This is a genomic window from Actinomyces sp. zg296 (assembly GCF_009829695.1).
Lineage (GTDB): Bacteria > Actinomycetota > Actinomycetes > Actinomycetales > Actinomycetaceae > Actinomyces > Actinomyces marmotae.
On record NZ_VWPG01000004.1, the window covers coordinates 105166 to 121480 of the forward strand.

At 72.6% G+C, this 16315-nt stretch carries 6 protein-coding genes; 5 read left to right on the forward strand and 1 reads right to left on the reverse strand.

Features of this window, described 5'->3' with window-relative positions; translation table 11 throughout:
- Positions 1-543 precede the first annotated feature (543 nt).
- On the forward strand, positions 544-1404 hold the full coding sequence (locus GVV76_RS04400; RefSeq protein WP_159625275.1) for an ATP-binding cassette domain-containing protein: 861 nt from the start codon (positions 544-546) through the stop codon (positions 1402-1404).
- Positions 1401-2153, forward strand: coding sequence for a hypothetical protein (locus tag GVV76_RS04405; protein ID WP_159625277.1), 753 nt, complete (start codon positions 1401-1403; stop codon positions 2151-2153). The genes GVV76_RS04400 and GVV76_RS04405 overlap by 4 nt, the downstream gene beginning before the upstream one ends.
- Before the next feature lie 272 nt (positions 2154-2425).
- Here GVV76_RS04405 and GVV76_RS04410 read toward each other — a convergent pair whose 3' ends face one another.
- A complete protein-coding gene (locus GVV76_RS04410) occupies positions 2426-2716 on the reverse strand; it encodes a hypothetical protein (RefSeq protein ID WP_201292195.1) in 291 nt (96 codons plus the stop codon).
- 480 nt (positions 2717-3196) lie between these two features.
- On the opposite strand from GVV76_RS04410, the gene GVV76_RS04415 reads away from it, so the two are divergent.
- The 3 genes from GVV76_RS04415 to GVV76_RS04425 all read left to right on the forward strand — a co-directional run bounded on the left by GVV76_RS04415 (position 3197) and on the right by GVV76_RS04425 (position 16302).
- Positions 3197-5077, forward strand: coding sequence for an ATP-binding protein (locus tag GVV76_RS04415; protein ID WP_159625279.1), 1881 nt, complete (start codon positions 3197-3199; stop codon positions 5075-5077).
- Between the two features lie 69 nt (positions 5078-5146).
- On the forward strand, positions 5147-6715 hold the full coding sequence (locus GVV76_RS04420) for an acyl-CoA carboxylase subunit beta (protein ID WP_442858363.1): 1569 nt from the start codon (positions 5147-5149) through the stop codon (positions 6713-6715).
- A 116-nt stretch (positions 6716-6831) separates the two neighbouring features.
- Positions 6832-16302, forward strand: a complete 9471-nt coding sequence (locus GVV76_RS04425; RefSeq protein WP_159625554.1) for a type I polyketide synthase — start codon at positions 6832-6834, stop codon at positions 16300-16302.
- The last annotated feature ends 13 nt before the right edge of the window (positions 16303-16315 follow it).

A 16315-nucleotide genomic window follows, 5' to 3' on the forward strand; every position in this document is an offset into this window, starting at 1 on the left:
AGGTAATCGGTTTTGTCGCCACAGGGGTAATGGTTCTTCGTTTCATGATCCCTGAGTTGATTAGTCCCAACGCAGAACGCTTTGCATCAATCCAGTATATAGGCGTTGTGTTGTTTTCGGCCCTCTTGGCGGGCGTGTATATGATCATATTTATGCTCCCCGGCGACGCGATAAGGCGACACATAAGGGGTATTCGCATCGCTGCGATTGTACAAGCGCTTTGGTTTGGGGCGGAAGTGATTGTAACGCACAATGGAGTCTCGTCAAGTTCTGTGTATCAGGTTCTTGCGGTGATGACTGTCACGGCCAGCCTGCTAACGCTACGGTCTACCTCAATGATCAGACGAGGCGAAGAAGAAAAGTGTCGGTTGCCATAATTTGTGCGACGCATCGAACGTCGACTTTGACCGGCGCGACTTCGGTGGTTCATTTGGGAGGAGGGGCGGAGGTTTAGTGTGAGTCTGATGGGGTGAATTGGGGAGGGATATTGTCTATCCTGACGGTCGAGAAAGTCGGTGTCTTATGGTGATGGAATGCCGTGACGTGAGTAAGTCGTACGGTTCTGTGCGCGCTCTGGAGGGGGTTTCCTTCGTGGTCCCGGATGGAGAGGTGTCCTGCCTCGTGGGGCAGAACGGGGCGGGTAAAACGACGGTCATCAAGGCGCTCCTGGGGCTCATCGCCGTGGATGCGGGAAGTTTACGCATGAATCAACGTGAAGGGGCCCGACGGATCGGTGTCGTATTCGGCCCGGAGTACTGGGTCGGCTCGCGCACAGGGGAGCAGAGTCTCAAAGCGCTCGCGTTGGCGATGGGGGTCAGCACCTCTCGCGTACCGGTTTGCTTGGGTGAAGCAGGGCTGGGCGACGCCGCTCGGCGGCGGGTGAGAGCGTACTCCCTCGGAATGCGGCAGCGGCTGTCGATCGCTGCTGCACTGCTCGGAGAGTCTGACAACCTGATCCTGGATGAGCCGTTCGTTGGCTTGGACCCGGAGGGTGTCCGGTGGCTCGGCAACCTGTTGAGGGATCTCGCTCGCGAGGGGCGGGCTGTTCTGGTCTCGTCCCACCTGCTGGCGGAACTGGAGTCGGTGGGCGACCGCGTGATCGTGCTCAACGAAGGGCGTGTTGTCGCAGACACACCCGTGGCGGACCTCCGGCAAGTCCAAGGGGCGCGGCTGCGGGTTCATGATTCGGAGCGCTTCAGCAGTGTGGCGGCTCGGCGGGGCTGGCATGTTGAGCGAGCGGGGCGCGACTCCTGGTTCGTCATCGGCGTGAGCCTGGACGAGGCGATCCGTGCCCTGGCCGAGGCGGGGGTAGGTATCGAGGAGGCAGCCGCCTCAAGGGGCACGATCTCCGATTTCTACTTCGATGCGGTTGCGCGGAGCCGCGAAGGGGAGGTGCCACGATGAGGGTCACGACGAGGCCGGGTTTTGGGCGTGTGTTTCTCGCAGAGTTGTACAAGGCCGCGTGCTCGTTGACGGTTTGGGTCGTTATGGGCGCCACGGTGGTTGCCGTATGCGTGTTCTCCTACGCCGTCGGAGTGCCGGGGCCGCAGACGGCATCGATGCTCGCCATGCTCCTGGGCGTATGCGTTATGGGGGCGGAGTACCCGTCTGGGGCAATCGTGGCGAGTTTGGTCGCGGCCGCCGACCGGCGGCGTCTGCTGGGTGCTCAGGTGTGCTGCGTGACGGTGATGGCCGCGCTCCCCGTGGTGGTGGCCATGCTCGCGATGATAGCGGTGAGCAATCCCTACACGAACTTTGAAGGGACGCCGCTCAGCACAGCGGAGAGCATTGCGCTGGCAGCGCGGATGGGACTGTTGCTGACCCTGGTCGCACTCGTCGGAGGGTTCTTGAGCGTGCTGCTCCGCTCGGCGCTCAGCGCCATGATCCTGGCCCTGCTCGTCATCGGCGGTGGGCAATTGCTGCTCATCCTCGTGCCATGGCTCCTAACCGGCGGTGGATCGGGGGGTCTTCTCCTGCCAGAGTGGGTCAACGCGGTGCTGCCGAATGCTGTGTTCACTCGGCTGCTCGGAGGAGACTTCGCGATATGGTCTTCGTGGTGGGATAGTCCCGGGATGACGTACGTCGAGGCCCTGGCCTGGGTGGCTCCCGCGGCGTGTGGGGCCTACTGGCGGATGATCCACGCCGACTTCTGACCTGGGGCTTGAGGCTACCGGCCACAAGATCCTCGACTCCGGCAGCGCGGGAACGCTGCGAGCCCAGTGACGCCACGTTCTGACCGACCTGTACGAGCGCTTGTTCTGCTCCTCATGGGGGCCGATGGGACGGCAGGCCGATCAGGGACCACCAGCCCTGATGTCCCACTGAGGAGAATCCGCCATGACCGCCGCGCCCGCGATCTACCCTTCCCTCCTCAACGCCGAACATCTCGCCCGGGCCGACGCGGCGCGCGGCGGTGGGGCGCTTGTCAGTCGGTGATGCCGAGCCGCCTCGTCAGCCTCCTGCGCCTGCGGTGGAGGCGCCACCAGCTTGCGGTGTGCTCGGCCTGGATCGTTCCCACCTCATCGAGCGAGGGCAGCCCAAGGCTCTCCAGCTCCGCGGCGATCGCCTCGACGCCCCCAGGCCCATGGCTCTCGATGATCTCGTGAGCGCGCCTGATCGAGGGATCAGACAGTGGGTGCGCTGCGATCGGCTCATCGATCGAGGCCAACTCGCCTCGAAGGCTCTGTGCGGGCTCGCGCCGGAACATGGTCCTCACTTCCCGAAGATGCATGCCACTGCGCCGCGACCGAACGGGGCCAGAATGGACCAGTGCGATCGGGCCGATCTCGACAGGGTATCGCGAGCCGCTCTCGTAGGGGATTCCTCTCAGGCGGCCGCCCGGTGCCGCGGCCCGACACGCCGTGACGGGCGCCTCGCCCCGCCCGTGAGACGCGCGTCTCAGGATGACTTTTCCCTGTCCTGGCGCGGAATGTCTCGGGACGATCACGCTGCTTCAAGGCCTCCGAGCGTGTTTGTGAGGATTCCACAATCGGTTCTCGACGGGCCTGGGACGTAGCGTGGGGCATGACCGCAGGGGCTGTCTGTTTCGACAGGCCTCCCGCGCGGTCCGCGCCCGACACCCGCCGGGATGCGACGCAGACACCGCCGGCAGCCCGGCCCGAGCCCGCCGCCTCCCGCGCCCACCGGGGGAGGGGCGGCGATCGGCCCGACCAGCGACGGCCCCAAGGAGCCATTGGTGACACACGGTCAGTACCCCTCCCGCGTCCTCATCGCCAATCGCGGCGAGATCGCCCTGAGAGTCATCCGCACCGTCAGGGACCTGGGAGGGACCTCGATCCTGCCGTACACGCCCGAGGACCTCATGAGCCCCGCCGCCGAGCTCGCCGACGAGGCCCACGCCCTTCCCGAGGGATCCGGCTACACGCACGCCGACGCCATCCTCGCCCTGGCCCGCGCCACCGGCGCCGATGCCATCCACCCCGGCTACGGCTTCCTGTCCGAGAACGCCGAATTCGCCCGCGCCGTCGTCGACGCCGGCATCACCTGGGTCGGCCCCAGCCCCGAGGCCATGGACGCCCTGGGGGACAAGATGAGCGCCCGCGCCACCGCCGAGCGCGCCGGCGTCGCCCCCGTGCCCGGGATCACCGAGCCCGTCACCTCCGCCTCCACCGTCATCGGCTTCGCCGCCGAGCACGGCTACCCGGTCGCCCTCAAGCGCACCGACGGCGGGGGCGGCCGCGGCATCACGGTTTTATCCAACGACGACGAGGCCCGCAGCACCCCCGCGTTCGAGTCGGCCAGCGCCGGGGGCGGCACCCTCATCCTCGAGCGCTTCGTCACCGCGGCCCGCCACATCGAGACCCAGTGCGCGCGCGACTCCCACGGCGACTTCGCCGTCGTGTCGACCCGCGACTGCACCCTCCAGCGCCGCAACCAGAAGCTCCTCGAGGAGGCGCCCGCCCCCTTCCTGCCCGAGGGCATCCATGAGGCCCTCGTCGACTCCTCCCGGCGCCTCCTGGAGACCGTCGGTTACGTGGGCGTGGCCACCTGCGAGTTCCTGCTCACCCCCGAGGGTGACCTGTGGTTCCTCGAGGTCAACCCCCGCCTGCAGGTCGAGCACTGCGTGAGTGAGGAGGTCACCGGCACCGACCTCGTCGAGACCCAGCTGCGCATCGCCGCCGGCGGCGACCTCGGCGAGGTCCTGCCGGTGCGCGGGCACTCCATCGAGTTGCGCATCACCTGCGAGGACCCCGCCGCCGGGCTCGCCCCCTCCACCGGCACGATCACCCGCCTGCGCTGGCCCGCCGGCCCCGGCATCCGCATCGAGTCCGGGGTGGTCGAGGGCGACGTCGTCACCCCCATGTTCGACCCCATGCTCGCCAAGATCGTCGTCACCGGCGCCACGCGCGAGCAGGCCCTCGCCCGCGCGCGCCGCGCCCTGGCCGAGACGGTCGTCGAGGGCGTCACCGTGTGCACGGCCCTGCACGAGGCCGTCCTGGGCCTGCCCGCCTTCACCCAGCCGAACGCCTCCGGCCTCCTCGGGGTCACCACCCGCTGGATCGAGAACGATGTCCTGCCGGGACTGGCCACCGGCGCCCAGGGGGACGGCAGCGCGACCGCCGGCCCCGTCGCCGCGGGCAGCCAGGCCCCCGCCCCGGCCGCGGCCTCCACCCGCACCCGCTCCACCTACATCATCGAGGTCAACGGCCAGCGGGTCTCCCTGACGATCCCCGACGGCGTTTTCGGCGGGCACGGCCACCGCGGGGGCCTGGCGGGCCCCGGCGGGGGCTCGCACCGCGCCCACCGGGGCCAGCCCCTGCGCGGCCGCGGTGCGCGCGCCGCCCGCGTCGGCGCGGAGGGCCCCGAGACCGCCGATGGCGTCATCGCCGCGCCCATGCAGGCCATCATCACCCGCATCTGCGTCGAGCCCGGCGCGCGGGTGGCCGAGGGCGACCTCCTTATCGTCCTGGAGTCGATGAAGATGGAGAACTACGTCCACGCGCCCTATGACGGCGTCGTCGAGGAGATCGCCGTGGGCGCCGGGACGACCGTGAGCGCCGGGGACGTCCTCATCCGCTTCGCCCGCGAGGCCGCCACCGGCCAGAAGGAGGCCTGAGCCATGACAAACACCGCCAACCCGGCGCCCGCCACGGGCGCCACCCCCGCGGCCGGCGGGGGCTCGACGATGGCCGATTCAGCGGCCACCCAGGCCTTCCGCGAGCGCATCGCCCGCGTTGACGCGCAGGCCGAGGAGATCGCCGCGTCCCGCCAGCACGCCAAGGGCAAGCAGACCGCCCGGGAGCGCATCGACGCCCTCCTCGACGAGGGGACCTTCCTGGAGATCGGTCGCTACACCGGCTCCGGCGCCGGCGCCAAGGCCTGCCCCTCCGGCGTCGTCACCGGATTCGGGCAGGTCGACGGCCGCCAGGTCGCCGTCTACTCCCAGGACTTCTCCGTCTCCGGCGGCGCCCTGGGCTCGGTGGAGGGGGACAAGATCGTCAGCCTCCTCGACGACGCCCTGCGCCTGCGCATCCCCGTGGTCGGGCTTATCGACTCCGGTGGCGCCAAGATCCAGGAGGGCGTGGGTGCCCTGCGCCAGTACGGGCGCATCTTCAACCGCACCTGCGCCGCATCCGGCCTCGTGCCCCAGATCAGCGTCATCCTCGGCCCCTGCGCCGGCGGCGCCGTCTACAGCCCGGCCCTGACCGACTTCGTCATCGCCACCCGCGAGGCCTCCCACATGTTCGTCACCGGCCCCGACGTCGTGCGCGCCGTCACCGGTGAGTCGATCAGCGCCGAGGACCTGGGCGGGGCCCGCGTCCACGGCAGTGTCTCCGGGGTCGTCCACTACGTCGCCGAGGACGAGGCGGATGCCCTCGACCAGGTGCGCACCCTCCTGGCCTACCTGCCTTCCTCGGCCGAGCTCGAGGCCCCGATGTACGAGTACACCGCCTCCGACCGCGAGGAGGACGCCGTCTCGGCCGCGCGGGTCGGCGCCCTCGTCCCGGCCTCCACCCGCCAGGCCTACGACGTCGTCGACGTCATCTCGGCGATCGTCGACCACGGCGAGCTCGTCCAGGTCCAGGAGGAGTACGCGCCCAACGTCGTCGTCGGCTTCGCCTGCTTCGAGGGCCGCCCCGTGGGCATCGTCGCCAACCAGCCCCTCGTCGACGCCGGCACCCTGGACACCGCCGCCTCCGAGAAGCTCGCCCGCTTCGTGCGCTTCTGCGACGCCTTCGGCCTACCCGTGGTCACCCTCGTGGACGTCCCCGGCTACCGGCCCGGCGCCGAGCAGGAGCACGCCGGCATCATCCGCCGCGGCGCGAAGGTCATCAACGCCTACGCCACCGCCACCATCCCCCTGGTGACCGTCATCCTGCGCAAGGCCTACGGCGGCGCCTACATCGTCATGGGCTCCAAGGCCATTGGCGCCGACCTCAACTTCTGCTGGCCCGGAGCCGAGATCGCCGTCCTGGGCGCCGCCGGGGCCGTGGGCATCATCCACCGCCGCGAGCTCGCCGCCGTGCGCGCCGAGTCCGGTGACGAGGCCGCCGCCGCCGAGCAGGAGCGCCTGACCGCTGCCTACACCGACGCCGTCATCAACCCGGACAAGGCCGTGGCCATCGGGGAGATCGACGCCGTCATCGCCCCCGAGGACACCCGCGCCGTCATCGCCGAGTCCCTGGCGGCCCTGCGCGGCAAGCGCGGCGCGAGGGCCGAGGGCCACAAGAAGCACGACAACGTCCCCCTATGAGACCCCCGAACCAGGGCGCGGCGCCGGCCAGCGGCGGCGACCGCGCCGCGGGGCCGCTCGCCCCGCGCGCCGCCCAGACCAGCATGACCACCCAGTCCCGCCACTACGAGGAAGATATGAGCCACTCCACCACCGCGATCCCCCGCACCACCGCCGCCCGCCTGAGCGCCGGCGAGCCCTACGTCCTGGCCTTCGGCGGCCAAGCCACCCCCTGGCGCGCCGTCCTGTCCGAGCTCGCTGGGCTGGACCGCGCGCTCTCCGCCCGCCTGGCCTCCATCGACGCCGCCGTCGCGCAGCGCCTGGCGCCGGTGGCCACCGAGCTGCTCACCATCTCCCCGCGCGGGGCCCGGCTCCTCGACGACGCCGCCGCGCCCATCATCCCGGCCCCCTCCGGCAGGGGCGCCGCCGCCGCGGACACCGCGGACGTCTCCGTCCCCGGCATCCTCCTGGCCCAGCACGCCGCCCTGGACACCATGCGCTCGTGCGGGCTCGACGCCGTCGGTGAGGCCGCTTCGCGCCCCGCGGGCGTCATCGGGCACTCCCAGGGCGTCCTCGGCGCCGCCCTGCTAAAGGCCCTTCAGGGCCCCGCTGACCAGAGCGAGGACCGCGCCGTCGAGATCCACGCCATCGCCCGACTCATCGGCGCCGCCGCCGCCCGCGCCACCCGCCGCCTCGACCTGGGCACCGTGGGCGAGTCCACCCCCATGCTCTCCGTGCGCGGCGTGACCCGCAAGGTCCTCGACGCCGTGCTCGCGCGCGTCCCCGCGGCCGCGGGCATCTCGGTCGGCGTCATCAACGGCCGCCAGGCCCACATCCTCTCCGGGCGCCCCGCCGACCTTGAGCAGGTCGTCACGGCCCTGGAGGCGGCCGCCGCGCGCAGCGCCAAGGCCCGCAAGGAGCGCCGCCTCGGCGGCGCCGTCCTCGCTCCCGTCACCGAGTTCCTGGCCACCTCCGTGCCCTTCCACACCCCGCTGCTGGCCCCCGCCGTCGAGGACGTCGTGGACTGGGCGGGCCGCTGCGGCCTCGACCAGGCCGCGGCCCGCCGGCTCGCCGCGGCCGTCCTCATCGACGTCGTCGACTGGCCCGCCACCGTCACCGGCGCCCTGGAGGCCGCCAGCGCAGAGGGCACCCCGGTGCGCACCGTCGTCGACCTCGGCCCCGGCGCCGTGCTCTCCCGCCTCACCGAGGCCGTCCTGGCCGGCACCGGCTCGACCATCGTGGCCGCTGGCACCGCCACCGCCCTCGACGAGCTCGACCGCGAGGGCGCCGAGCCCACCCGCACCGTCGACCGCTCCCGCTTCGCCCCGCGCCTGACCCGCCTGCCCGACGGGCGCCTCACCGTGGACACCGCCTTCACCCGCCTGACCGGCCGCAGCGCCGTCATGCTTGCCGGCATGACCCCCACCACCGTCGACCCGGCCATCGTCGCCGCCGCCGCCAACGCCGGCTACTGGGCCGAGCTCGCCGGCGGCGGGCAGACCACCGGCCCGGTCCTGACCGAGAACATCGCCGAGCTCACCAGGCTCCTCGACCCCGGCCGGACCGCCGCGTTCAACGCCATGTTCATGGACCGCTACCTGTGGAACCTCCACCTGGGCGCCCAGCGGCTCCTGTCCAAGGCCCGCATCGGCGGCGCCCCCGTGGACGGCATCACGATCTCGGCGGGTATCCCCGAGTTGGAGGAGGCCACGGCCCTGCTCAAGCGCTTCCACGCCGAGGGCTTCCCCTACATCGCCTTCAAGCCCGGCACCGTCGACCAGATCCGCCAGGTCCTGGCCATCGCCCGCGCCAACGAGGACACCCCCGTCATCATGCAGATCGAGGACGGCCACGCCGGCGGGCACCACTCGTGGGAGGACCTGGACACTATGCTCCTGGCCACCTACGACGCCATCCGCGCGGTCGACAACGTCGTCCTGTGTGTCGGCGGGGGCATCGGAACTCCCGAGCGCGCCGCCGACTACCTCACCGGCCGCTGGGCCCTGGCCTACGGCACCGCCGCGGCCCCCGTTGACGGCGTCATGGTCGGCACAGCCGCCATGACCTGCCTGGAGGCCAAGACCAACGACGACGTCAAGCAGCTGCTCGTCGACACCCCCGGCATCGACCCGGCCGACGAGGGCGGATGGGTCGCCTCCGGGGCCTCCATTGGCGGCATGACCTCGGGCCTGTCCCACCTGCGCGCCGACCTCTACGAGATCGACAACTCCTCGGCCCGCGCCTCCCGCCTCATCCAGGAGCTCGCTGGCGACGAGGCCGCCATGGCCGAGCGCCGCGAGGAGATGATCGAGGCCCTCTCGCGCACCGCCAAGCCCTACTTCGGCGACGTCGAGACCATGACCTACCTGGAGTGGGCCACCCGCTACGCCGAACTGTGCGTCGCGCCTCATGACGGGCGCGCCGCCGTCGAGGCCGACTGGGCCGACGAGGGCTGGTACGACCGCTTCCTCGACCTCCTGCACCGCGTCGAGGCCCGCCTGTCGCCCGCGGACCGCGGCTCCATTGTCACGCTCTTCGCCGACTACGACGACGTCATCGACTCCGACGCCGCCCTGGCCGCCCTCGCGGGCGCCTACCCGAGCGCCGCCACCACCCGCGTCGAGCCCGTCGACGCCGCCTGGTTCGTCGACCTGTGCCGCAAGCACCCCAAGCCGGTGCCCTTCGTGCCCGTCGTCGATGCTGACATCCTGCGCTGGTGGGGCACCGACTCCCTGTGGCAGTCCCAGGACCCGCGGTACACCGCCGACCAGGTCCGCATCATCCCCGGCCCCGTGGCGGTGGCCGGCATCACCACCATCAACGAGCCTGTCGGAGAGCTTCTCGGCCGCTTCGAGACCGCCGCCGTCGAGGCCCTGACGGCCGCCGGCGCCCAGCCGGGCGAGGCCGCCGGCCGCATCGGCGCCGGCTGGGGGCCTGACTCCGCCCCCGTGGCCGACGCCCTCGCCCTCGTGCGCACTTCCCCGCACGTGCTGTGGAACGGGCACCTGTCCATCAACCCCGCCCGGGTCCTGCCCGACGAGGCCTACACCGTCACCGCCCGCCCCGACGTGGCGGCCGACGCCTACGACCTCGACATCCACCTCGACACGCATTGGGACTCCACCCCCGGCGGGGACGCCATCCACGCCGTGCGCCGCCTCGTCATCCCGCTGCGCCTGGCCCGCGCCGCCGACGGCGCCGTCCCCCTGGTGGACCCCGGCCGCATCAGCGAGACCATGAATGACCTCCTGCGGGTCACCGCCGGCGTGGGCGCCACCTCCATCACCGGCGGCTTCGTCGAGCGGCTCCCCGAGGTGCGCCCCGCCGCCGACGGCGCCACCGACGCCCTGGGCCGCCCGGTCACCCAGCCCTTCGGCACCGTCCACGCCCAGTTCACGCTGGCGGAGACCCTCGGTCACGACCACGCCGCCGTGACCGCCGACGCGCTGCCCACGGACCTGTCCGCCGCGCCGCTGGTGCCCGATGCCCTCCTCGGCCCGGCCTGGCCCGTCGTCTACGCGGCCCTGGGCAGCGTCATCGAGGACGGCATGCCGCTCATCGAGGGGCTGCTCGGCGCCGTCCACCTCGACCACACGATCGACCTGCGCCGCCCGCTGGCCGAGCTCGAGGCCTGGGCGGGTGCCGGCGCCCGCGTGCAGGTCGACGGCTGGGTCGCCGCGCTGGAGGAGTCCAGCGCCGGTCGCGTGGTCGACGTGCGCCTGCAGATGACCGACTGCTCCGGCGGCGATGACGACGGCGAACTCATCGCTTTGCTGCGCGAGCGCTTCGCCATCCGCGGCCGCGCCTCCGGCTCAGCCGTCCCCTCGGCCCCCGAGCCCGCCGGCGGGACCGGCCGCGCCACCGCGCCGGCCGCCCGCCGCCTCCTGCGCCGCGTCACCGCCACCGCGCCCGCCGACATGACGGCCTTCGCGCGCGTCACCGGCGACTTCAACCCCATCCACACCAGTTACCACGCCGCGAGGGTCGCCGGCATGGACGCCCCGCTCGTCCACGGCATGTGGCTGTCCGCCACCGCCCAGCAGGTCGCCGCCGCGGCCGCGGCCGACGGCACCCACCACGAGCTCGCCGGTTGGACCTACGTCATGACCGGCCCCGTCGAGCTGAACGACGACGTCGAGATCAGCGTGGAGCGCACGGGGCTCGTGCGCGGCGGAGGCTACGTCCTGGAGGCCGTATGCCGAGTCAACGGCGAGGTCGTCTCACGCGGCACCGCCGTCACCCTGCCCGAGCCCACCGCCTACATCTACCCCGGCCAGGGCATTCAGAGCGCCGGCATGGGACTCGATGAGCGCGCCTCATCCAGGGCCGCCCGCGAGGTCTGGGAGCGGGCCGACGCCCACACCCGCGCCGAGCTCGGTTTCTCCGTCATCGCCCTCGTGCGCGACAACCCCACCGAGATGACCGCCCGGGGCGTGACCTACCGCCACCCCGAGGGCCTGCTCAACCTCACCCAGTTCACGCAGGTCGCCCTGGCCACCGTCGCCATGGCCTCCACGGCTCGCCTGGCCGAGGCCGGGGCGCTCGTCGAGGGCGCCGCCTTTGCCGGGCACTCCCTGGGCGAGTACACGGCCCTGTCCTCCTACGGGCGAGTCATGCCGGTGGAGACCACCATCTCCATCGTCTTCCAGCGCGGCTCCACGATGCACTCCCTCGTCCCGCGCGACGAGACCGGGGCCTCCAACTACCGGATGGGGGCGCTGCGCCCCAACCAGGCCGGCATCCGCGCCGAGGACGTCGAGTCCTACGTCGCCTCCATCTCCGAGGCGACCGGTGAGTTCCTGCAGATCGTCAACTACAACCTGGCCGGCGTGCAGTACGCCATCGCCGGGACCATCAAGGGCTTGGACGCCCTGGCCGCCGACGCGCGCGCCAAGGCCAAGGCCCGCGGCGGCAAGAACCCCTTCATGCTCGTGCCCGGTATCGACGTGCCTTTCCACTCCGAGGTCCTGCGCCCCGGTGTGGCCGAGTTCCGCGCCCGCCTTGAGCAGCTCGTCCCGGCCGACCTCGACGTCGACCGCCTCGAGAACTGCTACGTGCCCAACCTCGTGGCCCGCCCCTTCGCGCTGACCCGCGAGTTCGCCGCCTCGATCCTCGAGGTCGTGCCCTCCGAGCCGGTCCGCGCCGCCCTGGATGACTGGGACGGCTGGTCGGCGCGCCGCACCGAGCTCGGCCGCCTTCTGCTCATCGAGCTCTTGGCCTGGCAGTTCGCCTCCCCGGTGCGCTGGATCGAGACGCAGGACGTGCTGCTGCGCTCGCCCGCCGAGGGCGGGCTCGGCATCGAGCGCGTCGTCGAGGTGGGCCTGGCGGCCTCCCCGACCCTGGCGAACCTGGCCAGCAACACCCTCAAGCTCCCGGCCCACGCCGGGCGCCACGTGACCGTCCACAACGCCCGCCGCGACGAGGCCCGCGTGCTCGCCACCGACACCGACCCGGCCGTCGAGCTCGCCGAGCCGGTCGAGGAGGCCCCCGAGTCGGCCCCCGCCCCGGCGCCCGAGACGGCTGCCGAGACGGCGCCGGTCGAGGCGGCCCCCGCCCCGGCCGCTGAGCCCGCCGCCGCGGCGCCCGCCGCCAGTGGCCCCGTGGACGACCTGCCCTTCGGCGCCACCGACGCCCTGACGGTCCTGCTGGCCCACGCCTCGCGGATCCGCCCCGAGCAGATCGGAGCCACGGACACCACTGAGACCCTCACCAACGGTGTCTCCTCCCGGCGCAACCAGCTCCTCATGGACCTGGGCACCGAGCTTCAGCTCGCCAGCATCGACGGCGCCGCCGACGCCGACATGACGGCCCTGGCCGCCACGGTCGCCAAGGGCGCCCCCGGGTACAAGGCCTTCGGGCCGGTCCTGTCCGACGCCATCCGCACGAGCCTGGGCCGCATCCTCGGCCCCTCGGGCGTGCGCGCCGCGCGCGTGGGCGAGCGGGTCAAGGGCACCTGGGGCCTGGGCGACGGATGGGTCTCCCACGTCACCGCCGAGCTCATGCTGGGAACCCGTGAGGGAGCCTCCATGCGCGGCGACGACCTGGCCAGCCTCGGCTCCTCCGCGCCGCTGACCAGCGCCGGCGCCGTCGACGCCCTCATCGACTCCGCCGTCCAGGCGGTCGCCGGCGCCCACGGGGTCAGCGTCGCCAAGCCCTCCGCCGCCGGTGGCGCCGGGGGAGCGGTGGTCGACTCCGCTGCCTTGGACGCCTTCGCCGCCACCGTCACCGGCTCCTCCGGCGTGCTGGCCGCTACCGCCCGCACCATCCTCGACGCCCTGGGGCTGTCCGAGAGGGTCACGATCCCCGCGGACGCCGACGACGAGGCCGTCGCCACCCGCGCCGCCCTGGCCGCGATCGATGCCGAGCTCGGCTCCGGCTGGGTCAAGTCCGTCACCCCGGCCTTCGAGCCTGCCCGCGCCGTCCTCATCGACGACCGCTGGGCGAGCGCCCGGGAGGACCTGGCCCGCCTGGGCAACGGCGAGCTCGACCTCGATGAGGCCCACCGCCTCCTGCGCCCCGAGGCCTTCACGGGCCTGGGCCAGGCCGTCGCCGATCAGGCCGACTGGTGGGCTCGCATCCTGCGCGCCGGCGGGCTCGCCGACCGCGAGGAGCGCGCGGCCCTGGCCGCCTCCCTGGCCTCCGCCGCCCGCGCCACCGCCGCCCAGGGCGACGCGGCCATCCGCTGGGCCGACGACGTCGCCGTGGTCACCGGCGTGGCCCCCGGCTCCATCGCCGCCGCCGTCACCGGTGAGCTCCTGGCGGGCGGCGCGACGGTCGTGGCCACCTCCTCGCGGCTGAGCCACGAGCGCCTGGCCTTCGCCACGCGCCTGTACCGCGAGCACGCCTCCGCCGGCGCCCGCCTGTGGATCGTGCCCGCCAACCTCGCCTCCTACCGCGACGTCGACGCTCTGGCCGACTGGATCGGCAACGAGCAGGCCGTCACCGAGGGGGGCAAGACCACCATCGTCAAGGAGGCCCTCGTCCCGACCCTCCTGTTCCCCTTCGCGGCCCCCCGGGTCATGGGGACCCTCGCCGACGCCGGCCCCGCCGCCGAGTCCCAGACCCGCCTCCTGCTGTGGAGCGTCGAGCGGAGCATCGCCGCGCTGAGCGCCATCGGCACCGACACGCATGTGGACCACCGCCTGCACGTCGTCCTGCCCGGCTCCCCGAACCGCGGCACCTTCGGCGGTGACGGCGCCTACGGTGAGGTCAAGGCCGCGCTCGACGCCATCGTCAACCGCTGGTCCTCCGAGTCTGCCTGGTCCGGGCGGGTCACCCTGGCCCACCCGCGCATCGGCTGGGTCCGCGGCACCGGCCTCATGGGCGGCAACGACCCGCTGGTCGAGGCCGTCGAGGCCGCCGGGGTGCGCACCTGGTCCACCGAGGAGATGGCCGCCGAACTCATGAGCCTGTGCGACCACGCCGCCCGCACCAGGGCCGCCGAGCGCCCTGTCGAGGCCGACCTGACCGGGGGCCTGGGCGACGGCCTCGACCTCGTCGCCCTGCGCGAGTCCGCCGCCGCCTCCCTGGCGGCCGCCAAGGCCGCCCCCGCCGAGCAGCGCGCCGAGATCCGCGCCCTGCCCTCGCCGGTGGTGCCCACCCAGCCCACGGCCCCCCAGTGGGGCGACGTGGAGGCCGACCTGGACGACATGGTCGTCATCGTCTCCACCGGTGAGATCTCCACCTGGGGTTCGGGCCGCACCCGCCGCGAGGCGGAGTTGGGCATGAGCGGCGGGGAGGACGTCGATCTCACCGCCGCGGGCGTCCTCGAGCTCGCCTGGGGCATGGGCCTGCTCACCTGGTACGACTCGCCGAAGGCCGGCTGGTACGACACTGACGGCGAGCGCGTCCCCGAGGAGGACATCTGGACCCGCTACCGTGACGAGGTCGTGGCCCGCTGCGGCATCCGCGAGTTCGTCGACGACGGCGTCATCGCCACCATCGCCGACGAGGAGGTCGCCGTCTACCTCGACCACGACATCACGCTGAGCGTGCCCGACGAGGCCACGGCCCGCACCATCGAGGCCTCCGACCCCGAGCACACCCTCGTGGCCCCCGACGCCGAGACCGGCGAGTGGACCGTCACCCGCCTGGCCGGGTCGCTGGCCCGCGTCCCGCGCCGCGCGGCTCTGTCGCGCACCGTGGGCGGCCAGTTCCCGGTGGACTTCAACCCCGAGCGCTGGGGCATCCCGGCGGCCATGGTCCAGGGCATGGACACCATTGCCTCCTGGAACCTGGTGACCGCCGTCGAGGCCTTCCTCGCCGCCGGCTTCACCCCGGCCGAGCTGCTCACCGCCGTCCACCCCTCCGACGTGGCCTCCACGCAGGGCACGGGCTTCGGAGGCATGGAGTCCATGCGCAAGATGTTCGTTGGCCGCCTGCTGGGTGAGGAGCGCCCCAGCGACATCCTCCAGGAGGCCCTGCCCAACGTCGTCGCCGCGCATGTCATGCAGTCCTACATCGGCGGCTACGGCTCCATGGTCCAGCCGGTGAGCGCCTGCGCCACCGCGGCCGTGTCCATCGAGGACGGCTGGGACAAGATCACCCTGGGCAAGGCCGACGTCGTCATCGCCGGCGCCATCGACGACATCTCGATCGAGTCGGTCGTCGGCTTCGGCAACATGAATGCCACCGCGGAGGCGGCCGCCATGCGCGCCAAGGGCATCTCTGACCGCCACTTCTCGCGGGCCAACGACCGCCGCCGCGGCGGCTTCGTCGAGGCCGAGGGCGGCGGGACGGTCATCCTGGCCCGCGCCTCCGTGGCGGCGCGCCTGGGCCTACCCGTGGCCGGCGTGGTCGGCTTCGTCTCCTCCTACGCCGACGGCGCTCACACCTCCATCCCGGCCCCGGGCCTGGGGGCGCTGGGAGCCGGCCGCGGCGGCACCGACTCGCGCCTGGCACGCGCCCTGCGCTCGCTCGGGGTGGAGGCCGACGACATCGCCCTGGTCTCCAAGCACGACACCTCCACGAGCGCCAACGACCCCAACGAGTCCGAGCTCCACACCCGCCTGGCGCGGGCCCTGGGACGCTCCGAGGGCAACCCGCTCGTGGCGGTCTCCCAGAAGACCATCACCGGCCACGCCAAGGGCGGCGCCGCGGTCTTCCAGGTCGCTGGCCTCACCGAGATCCTGGCCACCGGCGTCGCTCCCGGCAACGCCTCCCTCGACGTCGTCGACGCCCCGCTGGCCAAGGACGCCTTCTGGGTGTGGCCGCGCACCCCGATGCGGCTCGCCGGCCGCGGAGGGGAGTCGGGGCGCGTGCCCGGCGCCGGCCCGGTGCGCGCCGGCCTGCTGACCTCCCTCGGCTTCGGGCACGTCTCCGGGCTCATCGCCCTGGTCCACCCCGGCGCCTTCGAGGCCGCCCTGCGCAAGGCCGGCGGTCAGGAGGCCGTTGACGCCTGGCTCGCCTCGGCCAACGCCCGCCTCGCCGCGGGCACGCGCCGCCGCCGCGCCGGCATGATCGGCCGTGTCGAGCTCTTCGAGCAGGTCCAGGGACGCCGCCTCGGAGAGGCCAGCAAGAACCGCGACCCGCATGAGGTCGAGGCCGCCATGCTCCTGGACCCCGAGGCGCGACTGGGCGCCGACGGCGTCTACCACGCGGGGGAGTGACCCCGCTCGGCGC

What these genes read in the sequence shown, in the direction of transcription:
- GVV76_RS04425 (WP_159625554.1), top strand. Translation starts at nt 6,832, where the DNA reads ATGAGCCACTCCACCACCGCGATCCCCCGCACCACCGCCGCCCGCCTG.
- GVV76_RS04420 (WP_442858363.1), top strand. Translation starts at nt 5,147, where the DNA reads ATGGCCGATTCAGCGGCCACCCAGGCCTTCCGCGAGCGCATCGCCCGC.
- GVV76_RS04405 (WP_159625277.1), top strand. Translation starts at nt 1,401, where the DNA reads ATGAGGGTCACGACGAGGCCGGGTTTTGGGCGTGTGTTTCTCGCAGAG.